The sequence below is a fragment of the Vibrio sp. Of7-15 genome (assembly GCF_022347565.1).
In the GTDB taxonomy this organism is placed as follows: domain Bacteria; phylum Pseudomonadota; class Gammaproteobacteria; order Enterobacterales; family Vibrionaceae; genus NORP241.
Genome location: NZ_JAKRGH010000001.1, coordinates 486,245 through 503,545, shown reverse-complemented (window position 1 = coordinate 503,545; position 17,301 = coordinate 486,245). Strand labels below are relative to the sequence as shown.

The 17,301-nt window shown below is 47.3% G+C and carries 5 protein-coding genes; all 5 read right to left on the bottom strand.

Annotated elements, in window-relative coordinates:
- Positions 1 to 55 precede the first annotated feature (55 nt).
- From MHO82_RS02045 to MHO82_RS02025, 5 genes are read right to left on the bottom strand one after another with little or no spacing between them, the layout of a single operon-like run.
- Positions 56 to 4,813 carry a beta-ketoacyl synthase N-terminal-like domain-containing protein gene (locus MHO82_RS02045; protein WP_239182177.1) on the bottom strand — a complete coding sequence of 1,586 codons (4,758 nt, stop codon included), beginning with the start codon at positions 4,811 to 4,813 and terminating at the stop codon, positions 56 to 58.
- 38 nt (positions 4,814 to 4,851) lie between these two features.
- Positions 4,852 to 6,102, bottom strand: coding sequence for an ACP S-malonyltransferase (fabD, locus tag MHO82_RS02040; protein WP_239182176.1), 1,251 nt, complete (start codon positions 6,100 to 6,102; stop codon positions 4,852 to 4,854).
- A 23-nt stretch (positions 6,103 to 6,125) separates the two neighbouring features.
- Positions 6,126 to 14,990 (bottom strand): non-ribosomal peptide synthetase/type I polyketide synthase, encoded by an 8,865-nt coding sequence (locus MHO82_RS02035; RefSeq protein ID WP_239182175.1) that lies wholly within the window; start codon positions 14,988 to 14,990, stop codon positions 6,126 to 6,128.
- A 22-nt stretch (positions 14,991 to 15,012) separates the two neighbouring features.
- Complete coding sequence (locus tag MHO82_RS02030) at positions 15,013 to 16,164, bottom strand: acyl-CoA dehydrogenase family protein (RefSeq protein ID WP_239182174.1); 1,152 nt, start codon at positions 16,162 to 16,164, stop codon at positions 15,013 to 15,015.
- Positions 16,151 to 16,429, bottom strand: a complete 279-nt coding sequence (locus MHO82_RS02025) for a phosphopantetheine-binding protein (protein WP_239182173.1) — start codon at positions 16,427 to 16,429, stop codon at positions 16,151 to 16,153. The genes MHO82_RS02030 and MHO82_RS02025 overlap by 14 nt, the downstream gene beginning before the upstream one ends.
- Positions 16,430 to 17,301 lie beyond the last annotated feature (872 nt).

Here is a 17,301-nt window from a genome sequence, read left to right as displayed (position 1 = left end):
ATTATTCTTCATCGAGCCTTCAATACCACTCGACAGATAAACCTTTAAAACGTGCCTAAAACAGCGCCTCGGCCTCTTCTGCAGACAACTCTCCCCGGGCAAGTTTTGCAAGAATGTCATCCATGTCAGAATCAATAGGTGCTTTCTCTGACGCCACTGGCGCAGGTTCCGATTTTCCTAATGCTTTGCGTAAAAACGCAGCTTGCTCACGAATCGTGGTATAGGTAAACAAATCGGCCATATCAATTACCCCAGGGAAAAGGGACTCATAGGCCTTATACTTCTGTGTAGTTAAAATTGAGTTGCCACCTAGATTGTTAAACGGCTCGTCTGCGTCCAGCTCAGACAACCCAAGTACCCTGCCCCAAATGTTTGCAGCGGCATCATCGAACTCATCGGCATCTTCAATACCTATCAGGCTTGTCGAGGACGAAATACTTGGGCTGGCGTCTTCGTTTTCTTGACGTGAGTGACGAAGTTTTCTCTTTACAGAACTCCCCGGAGTCAGGTCTAGCGAAGCAATATCTTGATCAGTTGCACCTGTTTTCAGACGAGACAACACAACCGTTGGGGGAAGCTCGTTCCCTGCGGCAATGACTCGTGTTAGGCCATCCAACGCTTCTTTTGTATCGATAGGACTAAAGACATCTTCCTCATTGACAGCCCCATAGTTAACCGCGATCCCTACTTCACGCCATGCAGGCCAACAAACAGAAACGGCTGGCAAACCTTGTTGTCGACGTTCCTCAGCTTTGGCGTTCATAAAGCTATTCGCCGCACTGTAGTCGCTTTGTCCGGGCTCAATAATGAGGCTTGCAATCGAGGAATACATGATGAAGAAATCGAGAGGGTCTTCTCTTGTCAGTGCATCGAGCACCACGGTACCCTGCACTTTAGGAAGCAACACTTTTTGCATCTCTTCATCAGGCTTGTGGACAAGGAAGCCATCCCCAGCAACGCCTGCCGCATGGATAACGCCCTTCAGCTGGCCATGCTCAATGCGTATGCTCTGGAGTAAAGAAGCCATGGCGGCATCATCTGAGACATCCACTGACGCGGTAATAATCACGGCACCTGTATCTTGGATTGCGAGCAACTGTTTTACGGTTTCCTTTTGCCCTTTTTCCGTCGAATCACCATTAGCAACTCCCTCCCATTCTGACGCAGGTGGCATGTCTGAACGCGATGTCAGCACAAGCGTGATCTTTTGGCTTTGAGCTTGCGCTTCCTCAGCCAGTCGCTTGGCAATAGCAAGCCCAAGCGCGCCAATACCACCACTTATCAGATACGTCCCCTGACTCAACCACTTTTCTCTAACGAGATCGGGAAATGACCACTGGTGCAGCACGCATTCAAGGGCCTTGTTGTCTTGATGAATTTGAAGGGGCTTGAACTCGCTTTCTGTCAGCCCAGACAGCAAGGCGAACGCTATGTCTCCCGTTATATCAAGACATGTCATAGACAGTTGCGGGTTTTCTAGGCTGGCTACCCTTGCAAAACTCGTTGCCGCCGTGTGTAAAGGGTTGATGTCCGAAGACAGCGCAAAGGCACCACGCGTCAACACAATAAACTTTTGCTCAGGTTGAACCCTTTCATTTACGCAGTAATTCACAAAGGACTTGAAGCGATGAAAAGCAGTATTGCTTGCGTCTGTTGAAGTTTGCCCCAAGAACTCGCCATACAGTATGTGGCTGACGCGCTCATGAAGGAGGGAATGCCAACTCGCGTGATCCTCAACATCCAGTGCAACATATTCAATGCTGTTATTAGTCAACACTTGTTCGATGTGGGTCACATCAGCGTGGGGCGACGTTACAAGTAACACACGCAGCGAACGTGTATCAGCTGTAATCTCTTCTAAGGTTTGCTCATTGGTTTGCACTGCCACGGCAAACACATCAAGATCTTGTTCTGTCTCACTAAATTGCTGCTCATCTGCCACTCGCTTAACTCGGTAATTGTCCACAGTGGCACAGATGTTCCCTTCAAGATCAGTCAAGGTGACACGCAGTGATACGACTTCCGTATCTCTTGCTCCGTTCAGATGTAAGTTGACAAAGCAATCTGCAGGAAGCGCTTTGTACACACGCAGCGTTTCATAGGCCAAGGGTAAATAGAGCTCTCCATTGCCAAGAAGGTGGTTCGCCGCATTGATTGCCGTATCAAGAAGTGCAGGGTGATAGAAATACTGCTCAAGTTCATCGTGGTAGGTATCTTTTAAAGCAAGTCGAATCAGATACTGGTCGCCATTCGACGAACCCCAGCCTTCTTGGAAGGCATAATTCCACCTGTCGCCAATTTCCAACCCTCGAGACAAATCTTCGTCTTGAGTAAACGACACGGTTTCTCCTAAGGCTTTTTTAAGATTGTTTAGATCCAGTGCTTTTGGCGCTGTATGACGCTGTCTAAGTTCTTCAATTTCAGCGACACAGTGCAATTGCCCGTTGTCTCCACTACCACTTCCAATTTGCATAACAAATCCACTTCCCTGTTCTTCTATTTGAATATCCAGTGCGCGATATTCATCTTCTCCAACCATAAAAGGCGTTAAAAACTGCACTTTGTTGAAGCTGTAGTCCTGAAAGTTTCCGCTTCCTAATCGCGAAGTCAGGGCCAAGATAATTTCGATGTAACATGTCCCTGGGAGGACATACATACCGCGCACTTTGTGCTCTGCCAACGCCCATTGACGTTTCTCGCTGCATGTGGTTCGATAGACGGACACCCCAAAACTGTCGACTAGTTTTTGGTCAATCAAAGGATGGGCAGGCATAAACGGGGAATAACGTTGGTTAGATAGCGCTTCACCCGCTGGGGTGGCTTCCACCCAACAACGGTGGCGAGCAAAAGGGTATGTAGGCAATGACACCCTGCGACACGCTTCATCACTAAGGTAACGAACCAACAAACTTGCATCAGCGCCTTTACAATACCCCTCAGCGAGACTTGATAGCTTGGCTTGGCGCTGTTCACCAGACTCTTCCAGAGGGAAAATACTCATCAACTGATGAGAGAGTTCCTCCAATTGTGATTCGGATGTCAGGTGAGCCGAGGTTTGCATTTGAGTACCACCTTGGTTTTGGTGCGACGCTTCCGCACCGTGGAACGCCGTTGAATAGTAGTCACCCGAGCGTTGTTCAACAAACGCCAGCAGGGCATCGGTCAACGTGGTAAGTGACGTAAACAAAAAAGCAGCACGCACATCATGGTGCTGACGACCTGCTGCTGCGGTAAAGCAAAGATCCTCAATACGCGTCCCGCTTTGTTCTTCTAACCATGTGAGATACGCATTTGCTAAATCTCGAAGTTGCTCCGGACTTTTTGCTGATAACGGCAAAATCCATGCTTTGTTTTCACACGCTGTCGTACTTAGGTCGGCGCTGCCTTCGTAAGAAGAAACCACAACATGGCAATTGGTTCCGCTTAACCCAAAGGAGTTAATACCAGCAATGCGCGGCTTGCCTTCTGCGACTTCCCAGTTCGTTAATCGGTCATTGACATAAGTGGGTGTCTGTTCAAACCCTATGCTGGTATTTGGCTTGTCAAAAAACAAACTTGCAGGCAACTGTTTGTTTTTGAGAGAAAGAACGACCTTACTTAACCCAGAGAGACCTGCTGCATTGTCCAAATGCCCAACATTCGTCTTCACGCTACCAATGGCACAAAATTGCTTGCGTGAGGTGTCGCTGGTGAACGCCTCTTTAATACCGCTCACCTCGATAGGATCGCCTAGCCGCGTTCCCGTTCCATGTGCTTCAATGTAAGAGACGTCTTTCGCATTGATGTGTGCGTCCGACAATGCGGAACGGATAAGCGTCGCCTGAGCTGTATTATTCGGTGCGGTAAGGCCCGCTGACTTTCCATCTTGATTGATTGCACTGCCACGAATAACCGCATGTACTTGGTCACCATCTCGCTCTGCGTCAGCGAGTGGTTTGAGCACAAACGCGAATACACCCTCGCCAACAGACATACCATCACTGCTATCGTCGAACGTTTTGGTTCTGTCATCCGAAGAGTAAGTGTCGGCAATGTCTTTCATGCCCACACCCGTAGTGGGATCTTCAAGCAAAGGAATGAGGTGTGTTTTTACCGCGCCTACCAGTGCCATATTGCACTCGCCACTGCGTAAAGAGCGGCAGGCCAAATGCAGTGCTACCAAACTTGATGAACAAGCAGTATCTACAAGCAAACTTGGCCCCTTAAGATCCAAAATGTAGGAAAGCCGGCTAGCGATAACAGACTTAATGTTACCTACAATGGCGATCTCGGGAGCGTCCGGAGCAAGGGTTTCAATGAGGCGACGGTAGTCCTCACCAAAGTCGTTACTAAAGCCGCAAAACATACCTGTTTTACTGCCTTTGATGCCTTCTCCACAATGGCCTGCGTCTTCCAAAGCCTGCCATGCTGTCTCTAAAAACAACCGTTGGTCAGGGTCCATCAAGTTCGCTTCTTGTTTGGATAAGCCAAAGAATGCGTAATCAAACTTGTCGATATCGTTTAGATACGCTTCTCGCAGATAATCCTCATCTTTTACGGCTTGACTGGCATGTTTCAGGCAAAGGTACTGCTCCACATCTTTTCTACGTGACGCAGGTAGATCACGGATGCTTGCGTGCCCCCAAGCCAGTTGCTGCCAAAAAGTCCCTGGGTTGTCGGCATCCCCAACTTTTAACGCCATTCCGATGATGGCGATATCTTTGGCCTGCTGGTTATTTGGAGGCAAACGCTCTTGCTTTTCCACTCGCACTGCTGAAGTGGCAGTTTGCTTCGAGCCAAACAAATCATCGAGTGCTAAATTTTTTATTCCCACGCTTTACGCCCTTTCTAAATGACTAGCCATGACTCTGTTCAAGCAAAATACTCTGCAAACTGCGCTGTATAACCTGTTGCTTGTGCTACATCGCGGATCCGTTCATGCAGTTCATTCTCATTGGCACCTTTGGTCAGCATGATGGTTTTCAGCAATTCCACTGCTGCTAACGCTTGTGATGCTGACGCGTCACTTCCTTCCTCGAGTACGGCATCATGCATTTCTTTCAGGCGTTGATACGGAGCGACTACGCCTTTTTGGTAGCTTTCTGTATCCCAGTTGGTGTTACGCGTGCTAACGGCTGCTGCCATACACTTACCAATAAACGCCGGGCGCTCTCGAACTGTGCGTATGTCCGTATCTAGAAGCTGCATAACCTTCGCCGCATCGTCTTCATCATCCAAAGAAAACGCCCTGACATTCCCCAGCACCGCCGTTGTCAGTTTTCTTAAAACTACCCCGGGGCCAACTTCAATAAACAAATCAAAAGGCCCTGTCGTGGATGAATGCTGCATCCATTGCAGTGAGTCTTGCCAGCGCACAGCACCAGTTAATTGCTGTGTAAGTTTGTCTTTTACTTCTGAAGGCGATTGATAAGGCTTGGCATCAATATTTGCCACGATAGGCGTGGTGGCGTCGTTTAGCGATACCGCGTCTAGCGCCGCGCGAAGTGAGTCAGATGCAGCGGACATATAAGGACTGTGGAACGCACCGCTAACACGCAGTTTAATGACCGAAGCGCCTTCTTCTTTCAAACGTTCTCCAACCTTATCCAGATGCGTGGTGTCGCCAGAAAGTACCAGTTGACGTGGAGAGTTGTAATTGGCTACGACAAACGATTCGCCAAAGCCTGCAAACTCACCGCAGATCTTTTCCACCTGCTCACGCTCAAGTTTGGTGATGGCAGACATGCCGGTTTCATCCGGTTTTGCACATTCAGACATCGCCAAGCCCCTTTGCCTTGCGAGCATCAGACCATCAGATAATGTCAATACACCTGCGCATACCAATGCACTGATTTCGCCCAAGCTATGGCCTGCGACGATATGGGGACGCAGTCCCGTCTCTTGCTCGAACACTTTGAAGCTTGCAACGCTGCAAAGCAGTATTGCGGGCTGTGTATTTTCAGTGCTGTTAAGTGCGTCTGAAGGCCCTTCAAAACAAAGGGCTTTCATATCCATTCCCAACACGTCAGACGCTTCATCAAAAAGGTCTCGAACTCGCTGATTTTCATCATGCAACGCTTTACCCATTCCTACATATTGGGAGCCTTGCCCTGGAAATAACATCGCTATTTTCTTCATAACTTTATCTATCCTTGAGAAGCATCTATAACTGTGTGCAGCAACGTCATATAGTCGCTGGCCATTTGATTTATTTCCTGCTCGCTTAGACGCGAGCTATTGAAATAGAGGTCGCCTTCGGCCGTAGAAGGTGAAAACTGAAATTCGATATCAGTCTTACTAAGTTTTTTCTGCCCATAACTCTGATTGGATACCAGCACCAACGCCTTTCCTTCAATCGCTGCACCTTCTAGTTCTGAAAGTGCCAAACTTTGCAATATCCCAGTGCGCTTTTTAGCCACGTAGTTGAACAGTGTCTCTACGTCTTCTAAACCCGTAAGATCAAGGTCTAAGTGCGAAAAGTCAGTGGCCGACGCCATCAACAGCGACACCTGATGCTGACCTGTCAGACGCGTCCAATAGAGCGCGAAAACGGCGATAAATACATCAAAGTGCTTCACGCCATAATGTTTCGCCACACTATCTAACTGCGGTGCACTTTTGCTGCCTAAGCTCAACGCAAAGCCCTCTGTCCCGGTGTTATCCTGTACCGAAGTAAAAAACGCGTCGGGTAGCGATACTCTGGGTACCCTGTCTTCGCCTTGTCCGGTGCGAGACTCAATAAGCGTGCGGAGTTGGCGTAACGTAGGATGAGCAAAGATGTCTGCTACATTGATGATTGACGGGTAGCGCTTCTCAATTTCATCTTGCAAAAACACGATGCTCATTGAGTTGCCCCCTACATCAAAAAATCGGCTTTCTTTGTTGAATGCGCGTCCGGGCAAAAGCGTCCGCCAAATAGACGTTAGAAACGCCATCAGTCCATCATCGTCCTCTGGCTGCTCAGTCGTAGGCTTCACCTCGATCGATTGTTCAAATTGAGCGATGTCTTGAGGCAACTGATTGCGATCGACTTTGCTGTTCGGCGTAAACGGCATCTGGGTCAGTTTAATAAGCCGCGTGGGCACCATATATTCCGGTAGTTTTTGACGTAGGCACTCTCGAACATCCAAGTATTCAACATCCACATCAGCGGTATAAAAGCCAACAAGTTCCGAATAATTCGGTGCGGTATCCCTAAGCACAACCGCGCCATTTTCGATACCGTCGCAAGAGAGTAATGCATGCTCAATGTCCATCAGCTCCATTCGGTATCCACGCAACTTAATTTGGCTGTCACTTCTGCCAAAGTACGTGAGTTCACCGTCTTCCGTCCAAGCTGCAATATCTCCGGTTTTGTACATGCGTTCTCCGGGATAAAACGGATCCGAAACATAGGCTTCCGACGTTTTTTGAGGATCATTCAAGTACCCTCTTGCCAGTCCGTCCCCTGCAATGTACAGGTCCCCTTTGCTGCCTGTAGGCAATAGCTGTTTAGCTTTGTCCAGCACATACATCCGGGTGTTTGCTAGAGGTCGGCCTAACGTAACCGTACTCGTTGGTTCAAGGGGCTTAATACTTGACCAAACGGTTGTTTCCGTTGGGCCGTACACGTTAAAGACTTTCAAATTTTCAAGTCTTGCCAGCGCTTGTTTGTGTTGAGGTTTAAACGCCTCACCACCTACGATTAAGCGCTGTAACCCAGCCAATGATGTTTCTGGATCGGTGGACGCGGTCAGAAGCAGTTGCAATCGGCTGGGGGTCATTTGCGCCACGTTGATGTTCTGCTTCTCAATGAATGTTCCCAACGCTGCCGGATCTTGCTGAAGCTTTTCCGTTGCAAAGACAAATGTTCCGCCCTTCAGCAAGGTCAAAAACAATTCGAGAACAAAAATATCGAAAGACACTGTGGTCAGGCCCAACATTCTTGGGTGAGACGGCAAATCAAGCTGCTCTGACATCGAGAGTAAGAAGTTAACAACACTGCGGTGCTCAACCATCACCCCTTTAGGTGTCCCTGTCGACCCGGATGTGAAGATGACATAGGCCAGCTCGCTCGCACTAAAAGGCGCAATCGTTGTTGCCGAACTGTCTTTGCTAGAAAGTAAGGTTTCGGGATCAACAATCGTGTTTTCATAGCCAATATCCCCCAGCAATGATGTCTTCGCTATCAAAAGCTGAACATTGGCCGCATCCAACATGTAGCTCACCCGAGCCGATGGGTAGTCAGGGTCAATGGGTATGTACGCGGCTCCCGTTTTCAGTACGGCGAGAAAAGAAACAAGCGCGGCACTCTCACGAGCAAGCATCACCCCCACTAATTGCCCGGGCCCTGCACCCATTTCTGTAAGTTCTATTGCCATAGCGCTTGAAGCAATATCCAGCTCGCGGAAGCTGTAGTGCTTGTCTGCCGCCTGAATGGCTGTTTTTGAGGCATTTGCTTCAAACGAAGATGCCAGTAGTTGTGGTACGGTTTGGCAAAGATCGTAATCACGGTGAGTAGCATTGAACGCAACCAACATTTGTTGTTTGTCGGCTTCCTCCATCAGAGCGATGTCTTGAATGGCCTTTTTCGGCTCAGCGATGACCTGATTCACGATATTGATGAAGTAACCTTTCCACGATTCAATGGTCTGCTTGCTAAATAGCTTTGAAGCATAGATAAAGCTACAACGTAACTTCCCTCGCTCATCAATGATCTCAAGCGTTACATCAAACGCAGAACCTTTTAACGCGACAGGTAACGCATTGACATTAAGGTCATGACTATCAACCAATCGCTTATCGCCCGGTTCATAGATAAACATCGAGTCAAACAGCGCATTTCTGCTCATGTCACGAGGTACATTTAGCTCTTCTACCAACTTATCCAGTGGGAGCTTACTGTTATCAAATGCCTTCCCGCATAGACTTCTGATTTGATTAACAAGATCTTCAAACGTCAATGCCTTTTCGGTATTACCGCGAATCACTAAGGTTTGTGCAAACATGCCCAGCGTTCGTTCGAAGTCTTCTGTTCCTCGCCTATCAAATGGCACACCAACAGAAATGTCATTTTGTTGAGAGAGTTTCGACAACAAGACAAAGAAACTACTTAGTAACCAGGTAAATGCCGTACATCGAAGATCTACACCAGACTGCTTGATCGTTTTGGTTAAGTGTTCATCCAGTTCGAAATGAACGGTGCCCCCTTGGTATTCATTTATCGCAGGCCTGCCAAAATCTGTAGGTAAGTTCAACGGAGGACATGGTGGGAAAAGTTGGGAAAGCCAGTATTCACGCTGTGATTGGTACGCATCAGAGGCAATAAATTTGTGCTCTGCTGTTTCAAACTCTTTATAAGCAAGGCCCAATTTTTCAGGCTGCTGACCTCGGTAAAGTGCAAAAAAATCATCCATCAATAACGACAGTGAAATACCGTCCGCAATCAAATGATGTAGCTCAATGAACAAGGTGTACGTTCGTGGCGTATGTTTCACCAACCGTACCCACCACAGTGGCGCTTGTGTCAAATCAAAAAGCACTGGCGTCGGCTCAATCAGTGCACTGCCGTCAGAATTGTTTTCAACCACATTGATGACTGGCGTGACCTCTGGCTCCACGCAGCGATAAACCGCGCCATTCTCAATCACATATCGGGTGCGTAGCGCTTCATGTCTGTTTGCCAATGCTTTGAATACGGACTCGGCGAGATCACTGTCAAACTCACCTTCAATAGAAAAAGCCCCACAAATGCGATATGCCAGATCCCCGCCTTTCATTTGGCTAAGTACATACATCCTGCGCTCTTCCGATGACAAAGGGTAAAACGCTGATGGCTTATAAGCCCCTCCATCACTATGTACATCAAGCGAACGGAAACTAAAGCCGCCCAGGCGTAACGATTCAGTCGCGCCTTTCATCGCATCCAGTATGGCGTTAATGTCCTCTTGCGTATGCGCGGTAGAAAAAACAAAAACACGCCGCTCCCAGCAGAAAATACCCGCTTGCTGTAGGAGCTTGAAGAACAGGCTGCTTTCCAAACCGAGCTTGTCCATTTCCTGTGACGGCAACGTTTCAATTCTGAACATTGAAGCGAAGGGCTTAATCACCATTGGAATTTGGTGCGCTCGGCAAAGGGCATTCGCTTTATGGGCGAACTCTTCTGTAAATAGGTTTAGCTTTTGCTGTAAGGCTGGGCCTTGCTTTTTAATTTCCGAGAGAACAGCGTGTGCCGCCGCCATAGTCAGCGGGTGCTTACAAAATGTGCCAGCAAATACGGTTGTTTTGGATGACGGCAGAGAATCATCGCCAAATTGCCAATGCCCACCATCAATATGATCAAGAAGCGCAGCTTTTCCCGCTACAACGCCAATAGGCATTCCTCCACCAACGATCTTTCCATAGGTAACAAGGTCAGCCCTAATATCAAAGAAAGCTTGCGCTCCCCCCGAATGGCATCGAAAACCAAGGATCATTTCGTCGAAAATCAGAACAATGCCAAGTTTTTGAGTAAGGGCGCGTAGCGCCTTTAGGTACTCGGAGGGTTGAAGTGCAGGGTTTCGGCTCTGTACCGGTTCTACAAGAACGGCGGCGATATGATCGGCCTGAGCCTCAATAGCCTCCAGAGAAGCTTGCGTTCCATAGTTAACAACGAGCGTATCTTCTACCAATGACGCCACGTGGCACCCTGCTGCTGGCTGACTTCGCTCTTCGCCTGCTTCTGCCAATACGCCATCAAACGTGCCATGATAAGCGTTACTGAAGCGTACTATTTTCTGCTTTCCTGTTGCCGCTCGTGATACCCTCATTGCAGCCATTACTGCTTCAGTACCGGTATTCGAGAAAGTCACGCGTTCAACGCCAGTTAGCTCTCTGATAATGGTGGCAACTTCTCCCGCTTGATCAGATTGCGGGCCTAACGCGTAACCTTTTTCTATCTGTTTGAGAAGTGCGTTTTTTACAAAGTCAGGATTATGGCCGAAAAGGTTAACCCCATAGCCCATGCAAAGATCGATGTATTCATGTCCGTCTAAATCCTTGAATCTCGCCCCACTCGCTGTATCAACAACCACAGGGAAACACATTTCTTTCAAGGAGGCGGAGAAGTTCAAGCCGGAAAGCCAATCTGCCATACCCGGGCGATATTTCTCTGCATGTGCTTTAGACAGAGGTAAGGCTTCAGATATCTGCGAAGACAGCGTGTGGATAAATGACCGCTGCTGTTCAGACAATTCTGGCTCTTCCACATTAACGGTTGTCAGCATCTGCTTTGCTTGTTCTGGCGTAACAGTTGACGTATCAGCAACTGCTTTGGTGAGATCTGGCTGTGCCGTTATGGTGCCTTGCGGTATTGGATGTCCACCCGTACTGCCAAGTAATTGGAGCTGTTGATGCATGATCGCCAATTGAGACTCAATGACCGATTGGAGAGTGGCACCCTCAAGCTCGCGTTGCGACGCTGTCGATTGTAGATTCGACGCTATTGGTTGTGGCAACGAAGCAGTCGATTGTGGCTGTTCGTCGAAAGACGTGATAGTACGCTCTGAGGACGTGTGTCGGTCTGTATTATCTACAATGGCATCGAGTGAGGCATTTTTAATCACAAAATCCGCAATACGCTTTGGGGTATGGATTTCAGTAAAAAAATCGTTGAGAACAATTTCAACGTCATAATATTTTTTAAGCCGTTTGTTGAGTTGAACCAGCATCAGCGAGTCCATACCTAATGCAAACAAATGTGTTGAATCACTGATCTCAGACTCATCAACACCAATGACATCACAGATCATCTCGACAACATGTTGTTGTACCTGGCTCTCATTCGTTGTTGCCGCCAACGTCACCTGTGGGTACTCAGACATATCACTTTGTGGTGAGGGTGTTATTGATGATGTCGTCTCTTTTATCGTTTCGGTTAAATCTCTAAACCAGTACGACTCGCGAAACTGACCAGTGTAAGGCAACAAGGTATCAACACATTTTCGTTTTTGGTGGTACTGCACCCAGTCAATATCTGCACCAGCCTTGAAAAGCGCGGAAAGACTATCGTTGACCTGCTGCCACGCATCTTTTCCTTCACGCAGCGAAGGGTAGAGTTTGAGAGCAGCACGTTTTTCAGGTTCAGCCACGTCTGCAATCTGCGCTATAAGCCCGCTTAACGTTGCCTTTCCTCCAATTTCGATAAAGTTGGTCGCGCCACTTTCAATAGCGGTTTCGATTGCATCAACAAAACGTACGGGCTGACAAAGGTGCTGCTGCCAGTAGTAACTGCCAACCTCGGCGGATGAGGTCACGCACTTTCCGGTAATGCCGGAATAAAAACGCATTTGTGGCTGTGCGAACAAGACTGTTTGAATTCCCTCAGCCAGCTCTGCTGCACTGTCTTCCATCAATGGAGAATGGTAGGCATGCTTCATGGGCAGTGGCTCAGTGAAGATACGCCGTGCCTTTGCATCCGCGATCACGGCATTCACCCCTTCAGTGCTGCCAGCAATCGTCACATTGTCAGGAGCGTTAATTCCTGCAATCCACACATCTTTTTGTGAATCACACATAACTTGAACAGTCATGGGATCAGTGAGGATACCTGCCATACGCCCTTCACGCTGACAAGATTTCATAATTTCGCCGCGCAATGCCACCATACCGACAGCATCATCGAGGCTAATGACGCCCGCGACGAAAGCAGCGGCATACTCTCCAATGCTATGACCAATCACATGTTCAGGCTTTATCCCAAGTGACAGCCAAAATCGACTTAGCGCATACCCAATACTAAAGATAATCGCTTGTACTGTCGCGGGGTCTTGGTGGCAGTGAGTTTCAATTCCCGTAATTATTTCAGTTAGGGGGAACGGAAAATGCTGTTCAAATTTCAACTCACACTCTTCAATGGCAGCTCTAAACACCGGAGAATGTTGATATAGGGTTTTCCCCATTTCTGGATAGGTTGAGCCTTGGCCTGTAAATACAAAAGCGATACTCCGAGGCTTACAACTGGTTTTTTCGGTCACTGAGCGCTTTAGCTTGAGTCCTTTGTGTTTTTCAATGTATTTGGTGATTCTTTTTTTCAGGACTTCGCCACTTGACGCAAAGGTCGCGTACCGTGATGGGTAGTAACTTCTTTGAAATTGCGTTTCTTTACACCAATTATCTAGCGCCGGACGTTCAAGCGGCATCTTGTGCGCATGCTGCTCCAATGTTGATAGCAGACCTGCCTCAGACTTTGCAGAAACACTAAACAAAACGCCGCCAGAGTGGTTTTCTTGAATGCCTTCGTTCGCACTTACCGTGGTATCAGGCGAGTACTCTTCAAGAATCATATGTGCGTTGCTGCCATTAATCCCCAACGATGTAATGCCCGCCATTCTTGGCGTTTCATCACCTTCCCATTCAATTAGCTTGTCGACGACTTGGAGAGAGGCGGCATCCCAATCAATCAACCCATTGGGCGTTTTATAGTGAAGAACTGGCGCAATTTGCTTGTGTTGTAAGCATAGAACTAACTTGATTAGTCCAGCCATACCTGCTGCGGCTTCGGTATGGCCGATATTTGACTTAACGCTCCCAATCCATAAGGGTTTTTCCCGCCCTTTGAACACGCGAGTGAGTGCATCAGCTTCCTGTGGGTCGCCCAGTTTAGTGCCGGACCCGTGAGCCTCCACATAATGGATTTGTTCAGGCTCGACATTTCCATTCTTAAGTGCTTCTCGGATCACCTTCTCTTGGGCCAAGCCACTCGGTACGGTTAACCCCCCACTCTGCCCATTGTGATTGACTGCAGAACCTCGTATCACGGCCTGAACACGGTCACCATCACGTATCGCATCAGATAGACGCTTAAGAACAACAACGCCACACCCTTCACTCCTCACATAACCGTCGGCTTTTTCGTCAAAACTTGCACAACGGCCGTGCGGCGATAGCGCGTTCAAACTTGAGTAGCTAATATGGCCGTCAGGCTTCAACATCAAGTTTACCGCCCCGGCAAGCACTAAGTCGCAAGAACCTGATTGGAGTTCTCGCGCACCATAGTGAACAGAAACTAAGGATGAAGAACATGCCGAATCCAAAGCAAGGCAAGGCCCCTGTAAGCCAAACACATAAGAGATACGCCCCGCAGCAGTGTTGAACATGGACCCTGTGAACGAATATGGTCCCGTTCCGTGCCCTAAGGCGTGTCCTATTTGTGCATAGTCGGTTCCTGATATCCCGACAAAGACGCCTGTTCTGGATCCAGATAGAGAGGGAATATTCGCGCCGGCATTTTCTAACGCTTCGTGACAAACCTCCAACAGCAAGCGCTGCTGAGGATCCAAGGATTCCGTTTCGTTAGGAGAAAGTCCGAAGAAAAAAGGATCAAATTGATCAATACCATCAATGAAACCGCCTCGATGCGCGGCAATATTGTTCAGCTCAGACTCTTTCTTAGACCACCTATTTTCGGGTATTGGAGCAATTGGGTCTTCGCCATTGGACAAAAGCGACCAATACGCATCAATATCATTCGCGCCACCAGGAAAGCGGCATGCCATGCCAATGACAGCAACTGCCTCTACGTTGGCAGCACGCGCTTTTTGTTTCTCTGCGGCTTCTTCAGGCGCAGCGGGCGAATTTAATTTACTGCCAATCAGTGTTGCCAATGCTTCTGTTGTAGGATAGTCCAGTATCGCGGTGCTCCCCAAGTGCACCTCATACTCACTTTCCAGTCTCTTCTGAAGTGCCATCAGTGCCATTGATGCAATTCCCAGCTCCATCAAGCTCGTTTTAGCATCAAGCCCTGGAACACCAGTGTATTCTGCAGCGATTGACAGTACATTTTGGTGAATTTCCTCATGCTCGCTTTCTTCCCCGCGATGAATCGCCTTTGATGGAAAGAATGCGTCTTCGGGTGTGCTATCACCTGAAAACTGCTCGACTAAACTCGCCATTGCCAATGAAAAGGCATCCTCATTCTTCCCATTGTTTGAAGGTGATGAAGGGGATTTTTCAACGTCACCTGTAGTCAACTGTTCCGTGTTATTGTCCGACATGTCCGATCCTACTTTTGTGCGATTAAACGCCAACCCGTTTTGATGCTTTACGGAAGTATCTGCGCAAAGCAAAGTTAGAAATCATCATTTGCTGTATTTGCGTCGTCCCTTCGATAATTTCCAATACCTTCGCCTCTCTGTATAAGCGCTCTACCGGATAGCCATTCCATAAGCCATTACCTCCAAGTACTTGAACAGCAGTACTACTCACTTCACATGCAGCTCTAGACGTAAATAGTTTGGCGATATTGGTCTCCATTACGGCTTGGTCATCGTTGTTGTCACGTAGCAGTGCGATCTTTTCGCACATCGATCTACCCGCATGGAGAGACGTGGTCGAATCAGCGATCATTGCCTGAATGAGTTGATGCTGGCCTAGCTTCTTCCCAAATTGCGTGCGCGTTCTGGCATAGGTCACCATTTCCTCAATAGCAGCAGCCATAATGGCCACACCACCCCAGGCAATGCTGTAGCGCCCGTAAAACAATGCTGTATTCGCGACGAAGCTAAAGCCCATTCCTTGTTTACCTACAAGGTTTTCTTTTGGCACTTCTACATTTTCAAACGCAATTTCTGCCAGATGTGCGCCTTTGCTTGCCATAAGGCCACTCATGGGTGAAATACTCACACCCGGCATGGCGCGATCCACTAAAAAAGCACTGATGACACCTTCATTGGCGGCAAACACCAAAAACAAATCCGCGATACCCGCAAACGAAATCCACCTTTTTTTCCCCGAAAGCACAAAACTGGATTCATTTTCGGCATAAGAGGTAGATATTGAGGCTGCATCAGATCCTGCATGCACTTCAGAAAGCGCAAAGCAGGCCAGTTTCTCTCCGGATGTCATCAAGGGAAGGTATGTGGCTTTTTGCTCTTCTGTGCCAAGTCGCTCTAAGGTTTCGCCAACCAAACTGGTATGTACTGTCAGCAACGCTCTGACTGAGTTACACCCTTTTCCAATTTCTTCTGTAATACGGCCATAGGTATACGGATCTACACCTGCACCACCGTATTCCTTGGATATCACACTGCCTAAGAAGCCCTTTTCCGCCATCAAGTCAACAATCTGTTGAGGGACGCCAGTCTGTTCGAACTCGCCAGCATTACTTCGTATATGCTGGTCTGAGAACAGTTTTGCCTCTTCGATTAAGGGATGGTTATTGAGATTCATGCTGTACCTCTTTTAACCTCACCATCATTTGCCACATTGCACTCACAGAACTGAAGTTATGTATCGCTATCTCTTCATCTGGAACAATCAACCCAAACTCATTCTCAATGAAGTTCAAAAGGCGCATTGCAAAAGTAGAATTAACGTACCCACTCTCGAAAATGTTCGTTTCATCGTCGAATTCGACGTCTTCGTCGAAAACATTCATATTGTTTTCGATAAACATGTAAATTTTATTTCGACTATCTGCTTCTGAAAAAACCATACAAACACCCTATTGGAAAATTAAAAAATAAAGGTGAAAGAGAACCCCCTGAATAATAATTCGGGGTAATTAACACGCATAACAATAACTAGACCACTTGTTTTTCAACAGGTAGCAGAACACATCACTCAAAACAAAGCGATCAAGTGCAAACTAGTTATATGGTATTTTAATAAAACAATATTTAATGCGGATACTTACGTTCAATTCACCATTTTACACATGTAACAAACTTGCCAGCTAAAAAGCCGACCAATTGTAATGAGCACCACACTCACTTTTTACTTAGGAAGGATTAACCTCTAGACCCTAAAACTCAGTCAAATAAGACTGAAAACTAAAAAAACAAATAAAAAATAAATAAATCAAGACCATTATATTATCGATGCAACGCAAAACGGATCCCATCTAATAGAGATATCGACAGCCTTCACATTATATAAAGTGATGCGCATTTTATTGAGAAACATCACAACTTAACATGCATAACTGTATGAATAACAACCTTATCATTAGTGCTACGCATCACAATATAACCACCAATACACAACATCAATATATTGTCGATGTAGATAACACCCCAACTGAAAGGCATCAAAATATAATAAGCAGCCAAAACTCGGCTCACAGCTTACATTGTTGAACGAAGACAAACAGCTTTCTATATATAGACATAATTGGCAGTTCATAAGCTAAAGAATGGTTAGAGTACCGAGTGAACCCGTTTCCTATACAACAAACGGAGTGCAACCTTACTAATAAGTGATGTATTTTCTCAAGCACGATGAAACATCATGAAAAGCGCCACCATTTTCAACTCTGCATCTCAGAAGTTCATTAACTTGCTTCGCTGACAATGCAGGACGTGCTTT

Coding starts and splice junctions, on each gene's coding strand:
- fabD (WP_239182176.1), bottom strand. CDS start 6,102: ATGTTATTTCCAGGGCAAGGCTCCCAATATGTAGGAATGGGTAAAGCG.
- MHO82_RS02035 (WP_239182175.1), bottom strand. CDS start 14,990: ATGTCGGACAATAACACGGAACAGTTGACTACAGGTGACGTTGAAAAA.
- MHO82_RS02030 (WP_239182174.1), bottom strand. CDS start 16,164: ATGAATCTCAATAACCATCCCTTAATCGAAGAGGCAAAACTGTTCTCA.
- MHO82_RS02025 (WP_239182173.1), bottom strand. CDS start 16,429: ATGGTTTTTTCAGAAGCAGATAGTCGAAATAAAATTTACATGTTTATC.